This window comes from Nostoc sp. FACHB-152 (assembly GCF_014697475.1).
In the GTDB taxonomy this organism is placed as follows: Bacteria; Cyanobacteriota; Cyanobacteriia; order Cyanobacteriales; family Nostocaceae; genus Nostoc_B.
Genome location: NZ_JACJRV010000007.1, coordinates 154,436 through 172,310, shown reverse-complemented (window position 1 = coordinate 172,310; position 17,875 = coordinate 154,436). Strand labels below are relative to the sequence as shown.

General features: G+C 41.9%; 14 protein-coding genes. 11 read left to right on the top strand and 3 right to left on the bottom strand.

Going from position 1 to position 17,875, the window contains the following annotated elements; genetic code table 11:
* Positions 1-104: 104 nt before the first annotated feature.
* On the bottom strand, positions 105-722 hold the full coding sequence (locus tag H6G76_RS09215; protein ID WP_190698730.1) for a TetR/AcrR family transcriptional regulator: 618 nt from the start codon (positions 720-722) through the stop codon (positions 105-107).
* A gap of 382 nt (positions 723-1,104) precedes the next feature.
* Here H6G76_RS09215 and H6G76_RS09210 point away from each other — a divergent pair, with 382 nt between their 5' ends.
* The 6 genes from H6G76_RS09210 (at position 1,105) to H6G76_RS09185 (ending at position 7,581) form a co-directional block, all read left to right on the top strand.
* A complete protein-coding gene (locus H6G76_RS09210) occupies positions 1,105-2,301 on the top strand; it encodes an HlyD family efflux transporter periplasmic adaptor subunit (RefSeq protein WP_190698728.1) in 1,197 nt (398 codons plus the stop codon).
* Between the two features lie 86 nt (positions 2,302-2,387).
* On the top strand, positions 2,388-3,563 hold the full coding sequence (devC, locus tag H6G76_RS09205) for an ABC transporter permease DevC (RefSeq protein ID WP_397333656.1): 1,176 nt from the start codon (positions 2,388-2,390) through the stop codon (positions 3,561-3,563).
* Positions 3,564-3,632: 69 nt separating this feature from the next.
* Positions 3,633-4,340, top strand: coding sequence for a DevA family ABC transporter ATP-binding protein (locus tag H6G76_RS09200; protein ID WP_190698726.1), 708 nt, complete (start codon positions 3,633-3,635; stop codon positions 4,338-4,340).
* 323 nt (positions 4,341-4,663) lie between these two features.
* Complete coding sequence (locus tag H6G76_RS09195; protein WP_190698724.1) at positions 4,664-5,635, top strand: AEC family transporter; 972 nt, start codon at positions 4,664-4,666, stop codon at positions 5,633-5,635.
* A gap of 382 nt (positions 5,636-6,017) precedes the next feature.
* On the top strand, positions 6,018-6,926 hold the full coding sequence (locus tag H6G76_RS09190; protein ID WP_190698721.1) for a M23 family metallopeptidase: 909 nt from the start codon (positions 6,018-6,020) through the stop codon (positions 6,924-6,926).
* Positions 6,927-7,035: 109 nt separating this feature from the next.
* Positions 7,036-7,581: a late competence development ComFB family protein gene (locus tag H6G76_RS09185; protein ID WP_190698718.1), complete on the top strand. Its 546-nt coding sequence runs from the start codon at positions 7,036-7,038 to the stop codon at positions 7,579-7,581.
* A 138-nt stretch (positions 7,582-7,719) separates the two neighbouring features.
* On the opposite strand, the gene H6G76_RS09180 is transcribed toward H6G76_RS09185, so the two are convergent.
* A complete protein-coding gene (locus H6G76_RS09180; protein ID WP_190698715.1) occupies positions 7,720-8,493 on the bottom strand; it encodes a L,D-transpeptidase in 774 nt (257 codons plus the stop codon).
* 209 nt (positions 8,494-8,702) lie between these two features.
* Between H6G76_RS09180 and H6G76_RS09175 the strand changes: the two genes are divergently transcribed.
* The 3 genes from H6G76_RS09175 (at position 8,703) to H6G76_RS09165 (ending at position 11,058) form a co-directional block, all read left to right on the top strand.
* Positions 8,703-8,927 carry a hypothetical protein gene (locus tag H6G76_RS09175; protein WP_199337309.1) on the top strand — a complete coding sequence of 75 codons (225 nt, stop codon included), beginning with the start codon at positions 8,703-8,705 and terminating at the stop codon, positions 8,925-8,927.
* A gap of 689 nt (positions 8,928-9,616) precedes the next feature.
* Positions 9,617-10,273 (top strand): sigma-70 family RNA polymerase sigma factor, encoded by a 657-nt coding sequence (locus H6G76_RS09170; RefSeq protein WP_190698875.1) that lies wholly within the window; start codon positions 9,617-9,619, stop codon positions 10,271-10,273.
* A 158-nt stretch (positions 10,274-10,431) separates the two neighbouring features.
* Positions 10,432-11,058 (top strand): anti-sigma factor, encoded by a 627-nt coding sequence (locus H6G76_RS09165; protein WP_190698712.1) that lies wholly within the window; start codon positions 10,432-10,434, stop codon positions 11,056-11,058.
* Between the two features lie 17 nt (positions 11,059-11,075).
* On the opposite strand, the gene H6G76_RS09160 is transcribed toward H6G76_RS09165, so the two are convergent.
* Positions 11,076-11,543 carry a gamma-glutamylcyclotransferase gene (locus H6G76_RS09160; protein WP_190698709.1) on the bottom strand — a complete coding sequence of 156 codons (468 nt, stop codon included), beginning with the start codon at positions 11,541-11,543 and terminating at the stop codon, positions 11,076-11,078.
* Positions 11,544-11,622: 79 nt separating this feature from the next.
* On the opposite strand from H6G76_RS09160, the gene leuS reads away from it, so the two are divergent.
* Both leuS and sbcC read left to right on the top strand, forming a co-directional pair.
* A complete protein-coding gene (gene leuS / locus H6G76_RS09155) occupies positions 11,623-14,247 on the top strand; it encodes a leucine--tRNA ligase (protein ID WP_190698873.1) in 2,625 nt (874 codons plus the stop codon).
* Positions 14,248-14,816: 569 nt separating this feature from the next.
* Positions 14,817-17,843 carry an exonuclease subunit SbcC gene (sbcC, locus tag H6G76_RS09150; protein ID WP_190698706.1) on the top strand — a complete coding sequence of 1,009 codons (3,027 nt, stop codon included), beginning with the start codon at positions 14,817-14,819 and terminating at the stop codon, positions 17,841-17,843.
* Positions 17,844-17,875: the final 32 nt, after the last annotated feature.

Sequence of the window (17,875 nt, the reverse complement as noted above, 5' to 3'; positions counted from 1 at the left end):
CACTAGCGCGGTGACGCACTAGCAAAATATCAAAGAAATACAATTTCTTATCTTATTGCCCTTTTGCCTATTACCTATTGCCTATTGCCTGTATTTGTTGAAAGTTATTCAGCACAATTAACAATGAGATGGGTTAAGGCATCAATCAGGCGATCGCTCTCCATTGGCATAATATTCTTACCGTGCATAATCTCTTGCGTCATCACAAAATGCACCAGTGAACCAATAAGTATTCTAGCTGTCGCCTCTGGGTCAGGTATATTCAATTCAGAACGCGATGCTAAATATTTACTGATAGTATCTATCGCTGGTTTGGCAATGCTAGCGATAAAAACTTGGGCTAATTCGGGAAATCTGGCTGACTCACCCATCAACAACCGTTCAAATGCCTGATATTCCTGGTCGTTAACCATCTGATCTAATGCAGTCTTTGCTAGCCGCCGCAACACAATATAAGGTTCTCCTTGGAGAGGGTACGTCCCTAAAATTGACTGAAACCGCTTTCTTGCCAGTTTCTCTATTAATGCCCGAAATAGACCCTGTTTATCTTGAAAATGGCTGTATACCGTGGCTTTAGAAACTCCTGCTGCCTCTGCTACTTTATCCATACTAGTAGCTGCATAGCCGTGGGCAAGAAACTCCTGCATTGCCCCTTGCAGAATTTTTTCGACTTTCTCTGTCGAATTAGAACGGTCAGTTTCTCCCACTCTTGGACGTGCCATTTTGCAATAATCCTGATTTTGCCAACAGTCTGAAAATTTTCTTTAGCTGTAACAACTTACTCGAAAGTAAAGCCAGCTATGCCTTTAAATAGTTAATACTGTTTGGCGATCGCTTGACTAAACTAATCGGTTTAGTATAATTCAAATTATATAACTATACGGTTTAGTTTTGTCATTCCCCGTTGAGCATCTACATCAGAAGGCAGAAGGCAGGCGGCAGAGGGCAGGAGGTAAAAACATTACTGTTCCTGATATTTAAGCTTCATATGCTTTAATCTCTTTGCATTTAGCTATACATCCAAACTGGGTTAAGACATTTACCAAAATTTATTTTTTCCCTGATTTAAAAACCAATTTGGAATTGCTACAAAGGTATGCTATTGTGCAAAACTCAAAGCTAGACGGTTCCATATCGTTTCTATCGATTTTACGTCCACCAATTTTTATAGCGATTCTTGTAACTTTAACTGTCATTGGCAGCAGTATTTTTACGGTATTAAAATTTCGAGAAGCTGCTAATCAAAAGACACAAATACAAGCATCACTACAGTCAGAAATTAAAACAGTCACAGCATTAGGGCGAATTGAACCCAAAGGAAAAGTTATTAAACTCTCGGCTTCGACATCCACAGAACCTAGTCGAGTAGAACAACTATTAATAAATGAAGGGGATAAGGTAAAAGCAGGGCAAGTAATTGCCATTTTAGACAATCGCGATCGCTTAGAAGCAGCATTTAAAGAAGCACAAGAACAAGTAAAAGTAGCCCAAGCCAACCTCAACCGCATCAAAGCAGGGGCAAAACGTGGCGAAGTGACTGCCCAAACAGCGACAATTGCCCGTCTAGAAGCAGAACGTCAAGGTGATATTGCTGCCCAAACTGCCACAGTAGCCCGCTTACAAGCCGAAGTCCAAAACGCCGCCGCAGAAGACAAGCGTTATCAAGCACTTTATCAAGAAGGTGCAATTGCTGCCTCCCAAAGAGATGGCAAACGCTTAAACCTGGAAACTGCCCAAAAAAATTTACAAGAAGCCCAAGCCCAATTAAAGCGCATTCAAGCGGCTAGTCAACAGCAAATCAAAGAAGCCACAGCCACACTAGACAAAATTACCGAAGTCCCGAAAGTCGATGTAGAAGCAGCCCAAGCAGAAGTTAGCCGTGCGATCGCAACGATGAATCGAGCTAAAGCAAATCTACAACAAGCTTACGTGCGATCGCCCCAAGATGGTCAAGTATTTGAAATCCACACCCGTCCAGGAGAATTAGTAGACAACAATGGGATAGCCGATATTGGACAGACAAATCAGATGTATGCAGTAGCTGAAGTTTACGAAAGTGATATTGGCAAAATCAGTCCAGGACAGAAAGTGCAAATAGTTGGTGATTTTTTACCGATTGAATTGCAGGGAACAGTAGAACGCAAAGGCTTACAAGTACGGCGGCAGAATCTAGTTAATACCGATCCCATTAGCAACATTGATAACAGAGTCGTAGAAGTGTATATCCACCTAGATCAAGCATCCAGCAAAAAATCTGCCAGCCTCAGCAACATGCAAATCAAAGTAGTAATCGAAATTTGACAAAGAGGGAATAGGTTACAGGTTACAGGTTACAGGAAACAGACGATTTTTATTACTTGTTAACTCTCTCCACTCAGCACTTAACTATGATGGGATTAATCAAACAAATGCAGCGACGAACACCGTTAGGATGGCTGCAACTGAGTCATGAAAAAAGTCGTCTTTTGGTGGCATTATCAGGTATTGCGTTTGCTGATGTGTTGATGTTCATGCAGCTTGGCTTTGAAACTGCACTGTATGACAGTAATACTAGACTGCATCGGAGTTTAGAAGCAGACATCGTATTAATTAGTCCTCAAGCCCGTAACCTACAAAGTATGTCGTCGTTTTCGCGACGGCGATTGTACCAAGCGATGGATGTACCGGGCGTAAAATCAGCAGAACCAATGTATTTCAGTAATAGTATCTGGAAGAACCCCCAAACGCGACTTGAAACAGGAGTGTTAGTTATCGGTTTCAATCCAGATAAGCCAGCCTTTGATTTACCCGATGTCAACCAACAATTACAGGCACTCAAACTACCTGATAATGTCCTATTTGATCGCGGTGCGAGAGGCGAATATCAACAAGCGATCGCCCAAATTGATCAAGGTCAAATCCTCACCACAGAAATAGAACAGCGCACAATTAAAATAACGGGATTATTTAAAGTTGGTGCTTCCTTTGGGGCAGATGGTAGCCTGATTACCAGCGATCAGAACTTTTTGCGAATATTTTCTAGAAGACAATCCAACAGTATCAGCTTGGGCTTGATTCAGATAAAACCTGGCTACGATGCACAACAGGTGACAACAGCATTAAAAGCACATCTTCGAGATGATGTGAAAGTGCTAACTCATGCCGAATTTATCGAATTTGAGAATAACTTTTGGCGAACAAATTCACCCATAGGATTTATTTTTAGCTTAGGTGTATCAATGGGTTTTGTAGTAGGAGTAATTATTGTTTATCAAGTCCTTTCTACAGATGTTAATGCCCATATAAAAGAATATGCCACATTTAAAGCTATTGGGTATCGCAATTACTATTTACTAAGCATAGTTTTTGAAGAGGCATTAATTTTAGCACTCTTAGGTTTTCTACCTGGTGTAGTAGTCTCTTTGGGACTTTATCAGATAACTCGTGCTGCCACAAATTTACCAATGTATATGACTTTAATTAGAGGCGTGCAAGTCATAATTTTAACTTTTATTATGTGCGCTATTTCAGGAATAATCGCTACACGCAAGCTGCAATCTGCCGACCCTGCTGATATGTTTTAAAAATTGTTATTGGTCATTTTTCATTTGTAGCGAATAAGCATCAAAAACCGATTTAATTACAAATTATTCATGGTGAGCAAACCCATTATTTCTATCTATAATCTCAACCATTATTTTGGTTACGGCACATTACGTAAACAAGTATTATTTAATATCAACTTAGAGATTAATGCTGGTGAAATTATTATATTGACAGGGCCATCTGGGTCAGGAAAAACGACTCTATTAACCTTAGTTGGTGGGTTGCGATCTTCACAGTTTGGCAGCTTACAAGTTTTAGGGCAAGAACTTTGCGGTGCCAGCGCAGAACAATTAGTACAGATACGCCGCCATAATGGTTATATTTTCCAAGCTCATAACTTGCATGGAAGTTTAACAGCACTCCAAAATGTCAAAATGGGCTTGGAATTGCATCAGCACATTGATCCACAAGAGATGCAAATCCGCTCAACTGGGATGCTAGAGCAGGTAGGCTTAGGTAATCGCCTACATTATTATCCTGATAAACTGTCGGGAGGGCAAAAACAGCGAGTAGCGATCGCTCGTGCTTTGGTAAGTTACCCTAAAATCGTCTTAGCCGATGAACCAACCGCCGCCCTTGATAGTCAATCAGGCCGAGACGTAGTGAACCTTATGCAAAGACTAGCTAAAGAAAGGCATTGCACCATCTTGATGGTGACTCATGACAACCGCATTTTAGACATTGCCGATCGCATCGTTCATATGGAGGACGGCTCTCTTGTGCAAGCAGCAGGAAGTAAAATGCTCAAATGCTAGTAAAATCAGCATTTAGTTAAATTGAGTAATTATTCATACGTTTGTCGTGAGTTTGCAATATTGCCGTCACACCTATATGTAAGAGTAAATATCGTATTTGGTTACAAAATGCTTTTTTTTGGGTTCAAGGTAGGGCTTCCTACCTTTTTTTATTTATCTATGCCAAATCACGCTGTACTTTCATGGCAGTTGCCTAGCGATCGCTAAATTTTTTCTACACAAAAAGTCACGAAAGGTTCACCTTCAATAATAATTAAGAAGGCTGTGCTGGTTTACGAGCAACAGCAACCATTCTGACACCTCAACCAAGGTGCCGCGTGACAATGATTGACAGCCTGATTCATGCCTATACTCCATTTCTAATTTGGGTAGGTATAGGACTCTTAATATCTAAATTCACCCCAGATAAAATTTTCAAGTGGCTAGGTAATGGACTTTACTGGGTAGGAGTACCATTACAAATTTTGGTTTTGGCACGTCACACTGACTTATCTCATGGCGTACTCATACCTGGAGTTGCAATTGGAGTATTATTGCTGAGTCTGGTCTTAGCACTATGTATTTGGCAAGGTTTACAATGGTTCAAAAGCCAACAACAACAGCCAGATGTAGCAAATTCCGAGTTGGCGATCGACATTCCCTTTATGCGAGCCAGTTTAGGCAGTTTTATTCTGGCTACAATCTTAGGCAATACGGGTTTTGTAGGATTAACACTCACACAAGTATTAACTAGTCCCACAAACAATGACTGGGCAGTATTATTCAGTGTGACTAACAACGTTGTAGGGACTTATGGCATAGCTGTTTTAATTGCTAGCTATTTTGGTAAGAGTCACACCGATAATCATTGGTGGATTCAATTACGAGATTTAATAACTGTTCCGAGTTTGTGGACATTTTTTTTGGGCTTAAGTACTCAGTTTATTGAGTTGCCAGCGATAGTAGAATCAGGATTAGAACAAGCTGTCTGGGTAGTGATTGCCTTAGCCTTGGTACTTGTAGGTTTGCGCCTAAGAACAATCACAGGCTGGAAAAGTTTAAAGATTGCTTCTGTTGCCAGCGTATTAAAAGTATTTATTGTTCCTATATTAGTAGGATTAGGTGCAACTTTTTTAGGGGTAACTGGTGAACACAGGCTTATCTTAGTGTTAATGTCTGGAACACCAACGGGTCTTTCTGTGTTAATTTTGGCAGAAGTTTATGACTTGGATCGTAACTTATTAGCTAGCAGTATTGCCTTAACATTTGTAGGATTATTTATCGCATTACCTTTTTGGCTAGCATGGTTTGGCTGATGTTCTACTTTAACAAACTTAATAATTGTGGATAAACCTTTTTCTGGTTGAGATATCGAAATTTTAAGATGCTAAATTAGCAGTTCAAAATTTAGAATACCCTTCCCAGGGGTCTTGCCATCGCTTTAACAAAATGTAGAGGTTTAAGTCTCAGGCTTCTATACAAGCCACAAGTGTTGATTGGTTTAACATATATTAAAGTTAATGATTATCATTGGCGATCAATTAAAAATAAGTATATATTATTGCCTAGAATATCTATTAAAACCATCAAATATCAGAATATTATGTATTTACAATTATCTGCTGTGGTTCAGGAACCCTAGTACTTATCGCATAGTCTGTCTGTCAGCAAAAGTAAAGGATTGTTCTATTAGTTATTATGACTATCGATAATCGCGCTAGAAGTTCTCAAAGTAGGCAAGTGAGCCGCAATACCACAAATTTGTTCTTGGGAATATTAACATTTTTACCCGTAACCTTGGCATTGCCTGTAGAAGCTTTGCAAGTGCAAGTATCTCCCACTAATCCTCAGTTAGGAGATACGCTATCTGTAATCATTGATGTAGATAGCCAAAATGATGCCAACCAACCAAAAATAACTGTTGGCGAAAAAGCCTACCCAGCCTTTGCCGTTGCACCAAATAAATATCGAGCATTTATCCCCACAACTCCGCTAGAACCCGCAGGAACCAGAACTGTGAAAATTTTTGGGGATGGTCAAGTCAAAAATTTGGCAGTGAAAGTACGCCCTCGGAAATTCCCTATACAACGCATTACTCTACCACCAGGGAAATCTGCTGATGGAGCCACCGAATATGAACTCAAGCGTGTAGCAGCATTTAAAGCCTTACAAACACCAGAAAAATATTGGAATGGTAAGTTTATAGCCCCAAGTAAAGCCAGGATTAGCACAATTTATGGCGTGCGCCGTTACTATAATGGTAAATTTGCAACAGACTACTATCATCGTGGCGTTGACTACGCAGGAGCCGCAGGTTCGCCTGTAACTGCCCCAGCCTCTGGGCGAGTTGCATTGGTTGGCAAAGTATCACAAGGCTTCCGAGTTCACGGTAATGTAGTAGGCATAGACCACGGTCAAGGCGTGACAAGCATATTTATGCATCTAAGTCGCATTAACGTGAAGGAAGGCGATTTAGTGAAAGCTGGTCAATTAATTGGCGGAGTGGGTTCAACAGGTGCATCTACAGGGCCGCATTTGCATTGGGGTTTATATGTCAACGGGCAATCTGTTGACCCAGTACCCTGGCGAAACAAGGTCTTTGAATAGAAAAAATAATTGATAGCGTATGTGCATAATTTTGTATATTGTGCGCTGATAATTGGGCAGAATAAATTGAATTAGTACCGTCCCTACCTTACTTGGGTGGCTTAAAAAGATGAGCGTTATGAGTATTGAAAAAATTGTAGAACAAGCTCTCCAGGATGGTTATCTCACGCCGGCAATGGAAGCAGAAGTTGGGCGAATTTGTGATAATGCATCCGAACTTTCGATAGAAGAGTACATGGCGCTAGATCGATTAATGGGCGCGCTATTAACTGGTGAGGTAGTGGCGGTGCCTCGCAAACAATTTATTAACGTCATGGAAGAATTGGTATTGACTGAGGCGATCGCGCGTGTAGCAGAAATCGAAGCTACCAGCGAAAGTTCCTTAGATGTAGGCGATATTGCCGCCTATGCCCTCAACCGCTTACCACCTTTGTATGCCACCACAGAAGAAGGTGCTAATTATCAGAGTTTAAGAGCTAAAGCCGAACTACAAGAATTAATTTCCCAACAAGTCAGTGAAGCGATCCGTCGCAACCTCGACCAACCCACACTCGACAACAGAACACCAGTTTTGGCTAAAAACACTGGTAATGAAGTTCTGCGCCAAGTTAGTACCTTACTTCAAGTTTACGCACCTAGCTTTGAACAAAAATAAATTTGGTCAATAGTCATTGGTGAACCAGTGCGGTCTTGGGGGTTTCCCCCATGAGCAACTGGTGAACCCGAAGGGTCAATAGTCGTTGGTCAATCTGTTTTGACTATGGACTTTTGACTATGGACTTTTGACCCTTGATTAATCACGCACAGTCACCAGTGTGCCAACTTTCACTTGGTCGTATAACAACCGGACATCAGCATTACGCATTCTTAAACATCCGTGAGAAATGGCAGCCCCTAACAGATGGATATCTGGAGTGCCGTGAAAACCAATTTGATTACGTCCATCTGTCCAAAAACCAATCCAGCGATCGCCAAGCGGACTATCATTCCCAGGCGGAAAGACTTTACCAGTAATTGGGTGTTGCCAAATTGGGTCATGTTGCATATTCATCACTTCAAAAGTACCCTCAGGCGTTTCCCATCCTTTCTTACCTATAGCAATGGGGTAGCTGGCTATAACCAAATCGCCTTGATAAACGTAAGTGCGGCGATCGCTTAGATCAACTATTACTTGGGTTTTTGTCCCCAGCTTATTAGAAGTTTTTTGTTGATCTAATAGTTGGGCAAAAAAGGATTTTGGCTGCTCATCAGTATTACGATTATTGGGTATATCAGTGTTTATCGCTACATTTTGGTTCACTGTACCCGAATTATTATGAGGCTGGATATCAGAGGACTTTAACTTAGAAGTTCCTTGAAGATTTCCTCCTGGGATAGGTTCACCAGCAATTGTAGACGCGCCAAAGGCTGTTTCCCCTAAACCTCTAGGAACATTTCCCTGAGTGGAGGCTGAACTATCAAACTGTTGTTGCGTTGTAGTAACGCGCCAATGGACAGCTAGCGATAATATCGCTGTACCAAAACAGAGAAACATGACTACACGCGCTACAAATTCATTTCTTACCATTGCGATCGCCTATTGTTTATCCCTGACAGATCCAATCTCTTTCCATAATTGAATGTACTCATCATTCAATTATCAAGACTTCATAAATACTTATCTGTTTCCTTACAAACTTACCCACAATTCTGGGCAGACTAAGCCTATACGGATGTCTCAGCAAAAAAAACTTCTGGTGAAAAACCTTATTTTTGCGAAGTGCCAAAATCAGGCTTATGCCATTCAGGCTTTTTTTTAGAACTCTCCAAGTGCAGCAATCAATCATTAATGGTGTGGGCGGGAGAAAATCCATGTTTGAAAAACTATTACTAGCAATCACAATCACATTTTCCATTAATTTCTTTTTTCAAGTTCGCTTACCAGATCCAGCTAATAAGGATGCTATTTATCAGGAACATCCAGAAAAACTCACTATTCTGGTAACTAGACCGGAAAAATAACATTCCTCTTAAAGGATGCCAGCATAATTTCATAATTTCTAACTCATAATAAATAATTATGAATTTCTGCGAGCTTTCTGCTGTCTGGCAACAATTACCAGTCCCAAGATTTTCTACTAATTCGCCATGACGCTCGCAGGCTAGAAGATCGCAATTAAGAAATCTAGTTCCAGTAAGACTTGCCTGATTTTCATCTGTTGCCTCATTTTAGAGAATTGGTATTACTCTACCCTTAGTGAAGGCTTTACGATATCTACACAGTCTAACGGCTGATCGAATATCAATTCAGTATTCAAAGTAGAAGCTAAAAAATTTTCGCTGTTTGTCTGTCAACAAACTCAGATTTTTAATCCCAAGCGAGAGTGTTTCAGTTGTTTAGGCTCTTTCACCTAGAGTCTGCTCTTTGCTAAATACCTAGTACATAATTTACATTTTTTGTCAAGCGTAAATAGTCAGTTGTTATCAGACGCACAAATATACGTGAAATTGCCCTGAATGTAAATATGGCATTATCCGGCTGAAATAGCTAAATATCTAGAAAAATAAAAATTATCACTGTTTTTTAAGCCAAGAGAATTATCTAAATTGTATACTTCAGTGTTCCAATCCTAAATCCGGCACCTAACTCAGGAACAACCAGCAAGATAGCAGGTCTAATAGGAAGGGATGATTTAATGCCAGTACGATCTATGAGTCAATCGATTGCTGTATCCTGGTCAACGGTTGATGCGAAGTATCCAGAAGCATCGGTGCAAGTTGACAAACTCTCAAATCACGATCTTATTTTGCGCTGTCAAGTTGGATTGCGACCAGATCGTGCTGCCTTTGCGGAGCTACTGCGCCGCTATCAGACCCAAGTTGAGCGGGTTTTATACCACCTAGCTCCAGATTGGCCAGACAGAGCCGATTTAGCACAAGAAGTTTGGATTCGCGTGTATCGAAATATTAATCGATTACAAGAACCCGCCAAATTTCGGGGTTGGTTAAGCCGGATTGCCACAAACTTGTTTTACGATGAGTTGCGCAAACGCAAGCGGGTTGTAGCTCCCTTATCGCTAGATGCCCCCCGTACATTAGATGATGGCGAAATAGACTGGGAAATTGCCGGAGATACCCCAGGGCCAGAAGAAGCACTGACCACTAGGGAATTTTACGAACAATTGCGAGAAGCGATCGCCGATTTACCAGAAGTGTTTCGCACTACAATTGTGTTAAGAGAAATCGAAGGCATGGCATATGAAGAAATCGCCGAAATCACAGGGGTTTCCTTGGGAACGGTGAAGTCGAGAATTGCCAGAGCCAGAGCTAGATTGCAAGCTCAGTTGCAAGGTTATCTAGATATTTAAATCACAGCCTATAACCATAGGTGAGTGGCATAATTTAAGTATTGATTAACAATAGTTATAAATTAATCTTAGTGCTGCTGCTGTCAGGAGGAAAATTATGAATGTATTAAATATTGTTGGCTCATTTTACCCGTGTATGAATTAGTAATAGTGTTAAAATGACTACTGATTCTTCGTTTTCCGACCGTTCCCCTTTACAACCTCCTAAAAATTTGTCAGCAGGAATGGATCAACATCCTAATGAATCAACGGGTACTATGGATATGGTGAAGCGCGATCGCTTCGAGTTATTGAGTGCCTACCTCGATGGAGAGGTGACCGCCACAGAACGTAGGCAAGTAGAAGAATGGCTTGCCAATGATGCTTCTGTTCAGTGCCTGTATGCCAGATTATTAAAGCTGCGGCAAGGTTTACGAACCCTACCAGTACCAACCCCAGCCCAATCGTCAGAAGTAACAGCCGAAAAAGTATTTATACGTTTGCGTCGTCGTTCACGGTTAGCCTGGACATTTGGGGGCGCGGCTGTTGCGGCTTGTGTTATTAGCGTAGTTTCCGGTTTGCTGCCAGGAAGTGAGTATAGAACACCACAACTGGCTCAAAAACCACAAGTAGAAGTAGAAACGACACCAACAGCACAAACCCCTGCTGCTCCGACTCACCCTTTGATGGTGGCAGTGGCATTAAACAAACCAGTCATTGAAATTCCTAAAGCCGAGACTTCTCCAGCAAAGCAAACTCATCTCAAACAGCCTAAACTAGAAAAGATTGAACCAAATCTTAACTAATCAAAAGAGGCTAGAGGCTAGGGTAGTTTCTCAAACTCATAACGCTCCTTGGCTGTTAAACCGCAGCCACTCCACCAACCATCAGCTTGCAGAATTCCTTTGAATTTGCCAACAAGCTCTAAGGTCATGAAATAAGCCCAAGCCCAACCAAGGGATTGGCCTTGTAGATCGTATACTTTAACTTGTTGGCGATTGTAAAGGTTTTCTAACATCGGTCTAGTAGGTTGGTAATCCTCCAGATAGTCCAAAGCGGATAAAACTTCTGGGTCAGAAAAACAAAATAAATATCCGTGAACTTGATCTTGTCCTAGTGTCATTGCAGGGTAGCCCATCGGCAAAGCAAATAGCTTGCCTAGTGTGACTGCCCTTTTAACTTTGACTACTTTATCAGCACAGTATCTTTGATAATTAGCTTCACCAGGTTTGAGCGTACCGTAAACAAACACCCGCAGTGGTTCAGAAAATTTGACCTTTGATTCAGTCATCCTGAGTTTCTTATCCTTTGCTTACCATCATCTACAATATGGAGGCAGACAAGATAACAGTCCAGTAGGAGATTTTTCGGTGGATTCCCGATATAACGCAGCAGCAATTGAGGAAAAATGGCAAAAAACATGGTTAGAACTTGGCTTAGATAAGACCCCTACAGAAAGTAATAAGCCAAAGTTCTACGCCTTATCCATGTTCCCCTATCCATCGGGCAGCCTACACATGGGTCACGTCCGTAATTACACAATTACCGATGTGATTGCTCGCCTCAAGCGAATGCAAGGGTATCGGGTACTACACCCAATGGGTTGGGATGCCTTCGGACTTCCAGCAGAGAATGCCGCTATTGACCGAGGTGTTCCGCCTGCCAAGTGGACTTACCAAAATATTGCCCAAATGCGGCAGCAGTTACAGCGTCTTGGTTTATGTATTGATTGGGATACTGAAGTTGCTACTTGTTCGCCTGATTATTACAAGTGGACTCAATGGATTTTCTTGCAGTTTTTGCAAGCAGGGTTAGCTTATCAAAAAGAAGCAGCAGTCAACTGGGATCCCATTGACCAAACTGTATTGGCAAACGAGCAAGTTGACAGCGAAGGGCGTTCTTGGCGCAGTGGGGCGAAAGTTGAGCGTAAATTGTTGCGGCAATGGTTTTTAAAGATTACCGACTATGCCGAAGAATTGCTCAACGACTTAGATAAATTGTCAGGTTGGCCGGAACGCGTTAAGTTGATGCAGGCTAACTGGATAGGTAAATCTTCCGGTGCTTACTTAGAATTTCCCATAGTTGGGATTGATGAAAAAATCGGTGTGTATACTACTCGCCCTGATACTGTTTATGGTGTTAGCTACGTAGTATTAGCACCAGAACATCCTTTAACCAAGCGCGTCACTACCAAAGAACAGCAAGCAGCCGTAGAAGCTTTTATTACAGAAGTTTCTCATCAAAGCGAATTGGAACGGACTGCGGAAGATAAACCCAAACGAGGCATACCTACGGGTGGTAAAGCGATTAACCCGTTTACAGGGGAAGAAGTACCGATTTGGATTGCTGATTATGTACTGTATGAGTACGGTACTGGGGCGGTCATGGGTGTACCTGCCCATGATGTGCGGGATTTCAAGTTTTCCCAGACTTATGATTTGCCGATAGAGTTTGTGATTGCTGCGCCCGAAGATGTCGCTGGGTTTGATTTAACTCCGGCGGCATCCGAGGGTGAGGAAGTGACACAACTTGTTCAGATTGAATATAACCAAGCATATACCGAAGCCGGAATTTTAATTAATTCTGGGCAGTTTACTGGGATGAATTCTGTAGATGCCAAGGCCGCTATAGTTAAATATGCCCAAGAACAAGGTTTTGGCAAAGAACGCATTCAATACCGCTTGCGCGACTGGTTAATTTCTCGGCAACGCTATTGGGGCGCACCCATCCCGGTGATTCACTGTCCTAACTGCGGCATAGTGCCAGTTCCCGACAAAGATTTGCCAGTGCAGTTACCAGAAGAAGTCGAATTTACTGGACGCGGTGGTTCACCGTTAGCACAGTTAGAAAGCTGGATAAATGTGTCTTGCCCAACTTGCAGTACTCCAGCGAAGCGGGAAACTGACACGATGGATACCTTTATTGATTCGTCGTGGTATTTCTTGCGGTTTACTGACGCACAGAACGAACAGCAGGTATTTGACACCAGCAAAACTAACGACTGGATGCCAGTAGACCAGTACGTGGGCGGTATTGAACACGCGATTTTGCATTTGTTATATTCGCGGTTCTTTACTAAAGTATTGCGCGATCGCGGCTTGTTAAACTTTGACGAACCCTTTGAGCGTTTGTTAACTCAAGGGATGGTACAGGGTTTAACTTATCTGAATCCCAATAAGGGCGGTAAAGATAAATGGATTCCCTCTGGTCTTGTTAACCCCGATGACCCCCGCGACCCGCAAACTGGGGAACCTTTGCAACGTCTTTACGCTACTATGTCCAAATCTAAAGGCAATGGTGTAGCACCTGAAGATGTAATTGCCAAGTATGGTGTAGATACAGCGCGGATGTTCATCTTGTTTAAAGCACCACCAGAAAAAGATTTAGAGTGGGATGAAGCTGACGTTGAAGGACAATTCCGCTTTTTAAATCGGGTATGGCGTTTGGTAACAGATTACGTAGCGGCTGGAGTATCTCGTAAAAAAGCGCAACTTTCTGATTTGAGTAAGGCAGAAAAAGAGTTACGTCGGGCAATTCACACTGCTATCCAGGCAGTCACGGAAGACTTAGAAGATGAATATCAATTCAATACGGCTGTTTCCGAATTGATGAAGTTGAGTAATTCTTTAACTGATGCTGGCTGCAAAAATTCACCCATTTATGCAGAAGGTATTCAGACTTTAATTGTTTTACTTGCGCCGTTTGCACCACACATTGCTGATGAGTTGTGGCATTTATTGGGTAATGAAGATTCAGTTCATACTCAAACTTGGCCGACCTTTGATGCTGCGGCTTTGGTAGCTGATGAAATCACTTTGGTGATTCAGGTTAACGGCAAAAAGCGGGCTGATATTCAAGTTCCAGCACAAGCCGATAAAGCCCAGTTGGAGAAGTTCGCCCGTGAGTCTGAAGTTGTGCAGCGTCATCTGGAAGGTAAGGAGATTAAAAAAGTGATTGTAGTGCCTGGAAAGTTAGTGAATTTTGTAGTTGCCTAAGGGTTAATACAGTTCAGTTTTTTTTAACGTAGACGCGCTAGCGGCTTGCCGCAGGCTACCGCAAAGGAAACAAAGGAGAATTCCTAACTAAACCCTATTAGGGTATAGGGGAGCAAAACTCTTACACCTTATACCCTTTTATCCTTACACCTAATATCAACAACTAATGTTAACGTGAGTTCGACGGGTTGAAAAAAGCCCAGAAAAAAGCTGAGACTATTTAGTCAGCTATACAAGATTTGTGGAACTGATGCTTTAGTGTTTGATGTTGCTATGTTGTTTTTTACAATTCTCGTCATCGTAGCGTCTTTAACTTCTTGGTCAATTTGATGGCTGGTTTAGCTGCATACACTTATTTATCTCAAAAACCTTCCCTTGACATCTACCCCAAAAATTTACCTGCTCTACCTCCTACTCTTTTTTCGTTCTATCAAACTCACGTTAATATTGTTAAATTTCGTAAAAATACGGACTTTAATACTAGAATCCTGGTAATCACCTAGTTAAACTAACAAGAGTGCATCTGTACTGCTCGTAAAGTAAATCGTAGATGTGGCGCTATAGCCTCAATGATCCCAGTACAACTTATCCTCAAAAACTTTCTTAGTTACCGTGATGCTACTTTAGATTTTCGTGGTTTGCATACGGCTTGTATTTCTGGTTCTAATGGAGCAGGTAAATCATCTCTGCTCGAAGCTATCACATGGGCAATTTGGGGTGAAAGTCGGGCTTCAACCGAAGATGATGTCATCCATTCCGGTGCAAAAGAAGTTCGTGTTGATTTCACCTTCCAAATTAACCAACAAAAGTATCGCATCATTCGCACAAGAATTCGCGGTTCAACTAGCGTTTTAGAATTTCAAATTGAAACACCTTCTGGGTTTCGTCCCCTCACTGGCAAAGGAGTACGGGCAACACAGGATTTGATTTTAGAACACATCAAGTTAGATTACGATACTTTTATTAATTCTGCTTACTTGCGTCAAGGTCGTGCTGATGAATTCATGCTCAAACGCCCGACGGAACGTAAGGAAATTTTGGCAGAGTTGTTAAAGCTGACGCAGTATGATGATTTAGAGGAAAGAGCCAAAGAATCTTCCCGCCAATTTAAAGCCAGAACTGAAGAATTAGAGCGTTCTTTGGAATCAATTAAAAGCCAACTGCAACAACGCGAAACAACAGAAATTCAAAGGACAGAATTAGAAGCTCAACTCAATCAACTGCAACAGGTGCAAGCTTTCGACAATATTCAATTGCAAAGTTTGCAGGTTGTACAGCACCAAAGGCAAAATTGGGAACAACAACTGGGCTTTGTCAGGCAACAATATCAAAATTTAACGCAAGATTGCGATCGCCTCCATCAAGAACAATCAACAGTTAAAACGCAGCTTGCAGAGTTGGTAGCTATCTTAAATCAAGAAGCGGAAATAAAACAAGGTTACGCCCATTACCAAAGTCTACAAGCTCAAGAAGAAGCTTTTGCTGCCAAATTTGAAGAACACACCCGCGCCACTGCACTCCGTCAACACAAACAGCAGCAACTATCTAAGCAAGTTCAAGAAATTGAAAGACAACTGCAACAAGCCCAAGCCCAACTTGAAGCTTTAGCACAGCAGGAACAAGAAATTCAACATACTCTGAGTAAATCAGGGGAAGTTGAAGCTGCTTTAGGACAACTCAACGCCGCCCGTCGCCGCGTTACCCAGTTGGATGAACTGCAAATGCAAGTTTCGCCGTTATTGCAACAGCGACAAAGTTTGCAAATTCACTTGGATAGAATTCAAGCTGGTTTAGTAGCAAGATTAGAACAAATACAAGCTACCCAAAACCAACTGCAACGCGCCTCTCAACGCCAACCACAACTGCAACAAGCAGTCATGGCGGTGGCGATGCAGATTGAACAAATGGAGAAAGACAAAGTTTATCTGCAACGAATTCAAGAAAAAGGGCAGGAAAGAAGACACTTTATTGAACGGTTGCAAGCCCAGCAACGAGAATATGAAAGGTTATTGGGCGAATTAGATCAAAAATTGCAAATGCTTCGCAACCCTGATGCAGTTTGTCCCTTGTGCGAACGTCCTTTGGATGAGCATCACTGGAATCGTGTTGCTGATAAAACCAAAGCAGAGTACAAAGACACTGAGGAACAATTGTGGGTATTCCGCGAACAATTGGCTTGTACAGATCGAGAAATTCAAGTACTAAGACAGAAATATCGAGAAGTATCGCAAAATCTATCCCCTTATGACTCTTTGCGAGAACAGCGAGGACAATTAGCTGCTCAACTAGAATCAACCAGTGATGCAGAAGAACAGTTACAACAACTAGCAGCAGAAAGAGAACATTTAGAGCGATCGCTCCACACTGGTGATTACGCACCAGACAAACAAGCAGAACTACAGCAAGTAGAAGAATATCTGCAAAAATTAAATTACAATGAGCAAGACCATGCCTTAGCGCGGAGTGAAGTTGAAAGATGGCGGTGGGCAGAAATTAAACAAGGGCAAATCAAAGATGCGCTCAAACGCCAAACTCAACTAGTAGCCCGTAAACCAGAATTAGAAGCGGCTATTGCTCAATTACAAACCAAAATCAAGCAAGAGCAAACTGATTCTGATTGTGCTAGACAAGTTTTAGCTTTAGAACGCCAGATAGCCGAAATTGCTTACAGTTCAGAGCAACACAACAACTTACGCCAATCTATCCGCCAAGCCCAAGCATGGCAGTTACGCTATCAACAGTTGTTGTCAGCCCAACAGCAATATCCGCAATTGCAAGCCAGATTGCAAGAGTTGGAAGTTTCTAAAAATGCAAGGGTGAACGAGCGACAACAACTTGCCAACCAAATTGATGAAATTGTGCAGCAATTAGCGCAGTCAGCCAACCCAATTGAGCAAATCCAAGCTTTAGAACAACAATTAGCTATCCGCAGGCGACAATTAGATGAACAAATCGCCAAGTTGGGACGTTTAGAACAACTGGCGCATCAATTAGAAACTTTGCAAGTTCAGTACGAAGAACAACAACAACAGTTGCAAGCTTGTAAAAAGCAGTATCGTGTTTACCACGAGTTAGCGCAAGCTTTTGGTAAAAATGGCATCCAAGCATTGATGATTGAAAATGTGTTACCGCAACTAGAAGCAGAGACAAATCAACTATTAGCACGTTTGAGTGCCAATCAACTGCACGTACAATTTGTTACACAAAGAGCAGGACGTAGTGGCAAATCAACTAAGAAGAATGCCAAGTTGATAGACACCTTAGACATATTAATTGCCGATGCTAAGGGAACACGGGCTTACGAAACTTACTCTGGTGGCGAAGCATTTAGAATTAACTTTGCCATTCGCTTGGCAATGGCAAAATTATTAGCACAGAGGGCGGGGGCGGCGTTGCAAACGCTAATTGTCGATGAAGGCTTTGGTACACAAGATGCAGAAGGATGCGATCGCCTAATAGCCGCTATCAATGCGATCGCCTCCGACTTTGCCTGCATCCTCACAGTCACTCATATGCCCCACCTCAAAGAAGCCTTCCAAGCCCGAATTGAGGTGAATAAAAGCCAGGAAGGTTCACAGATCAGGTTGTCGGTTTAGTCAAAAGTCAATGGTCAATAGTCAATACCAAT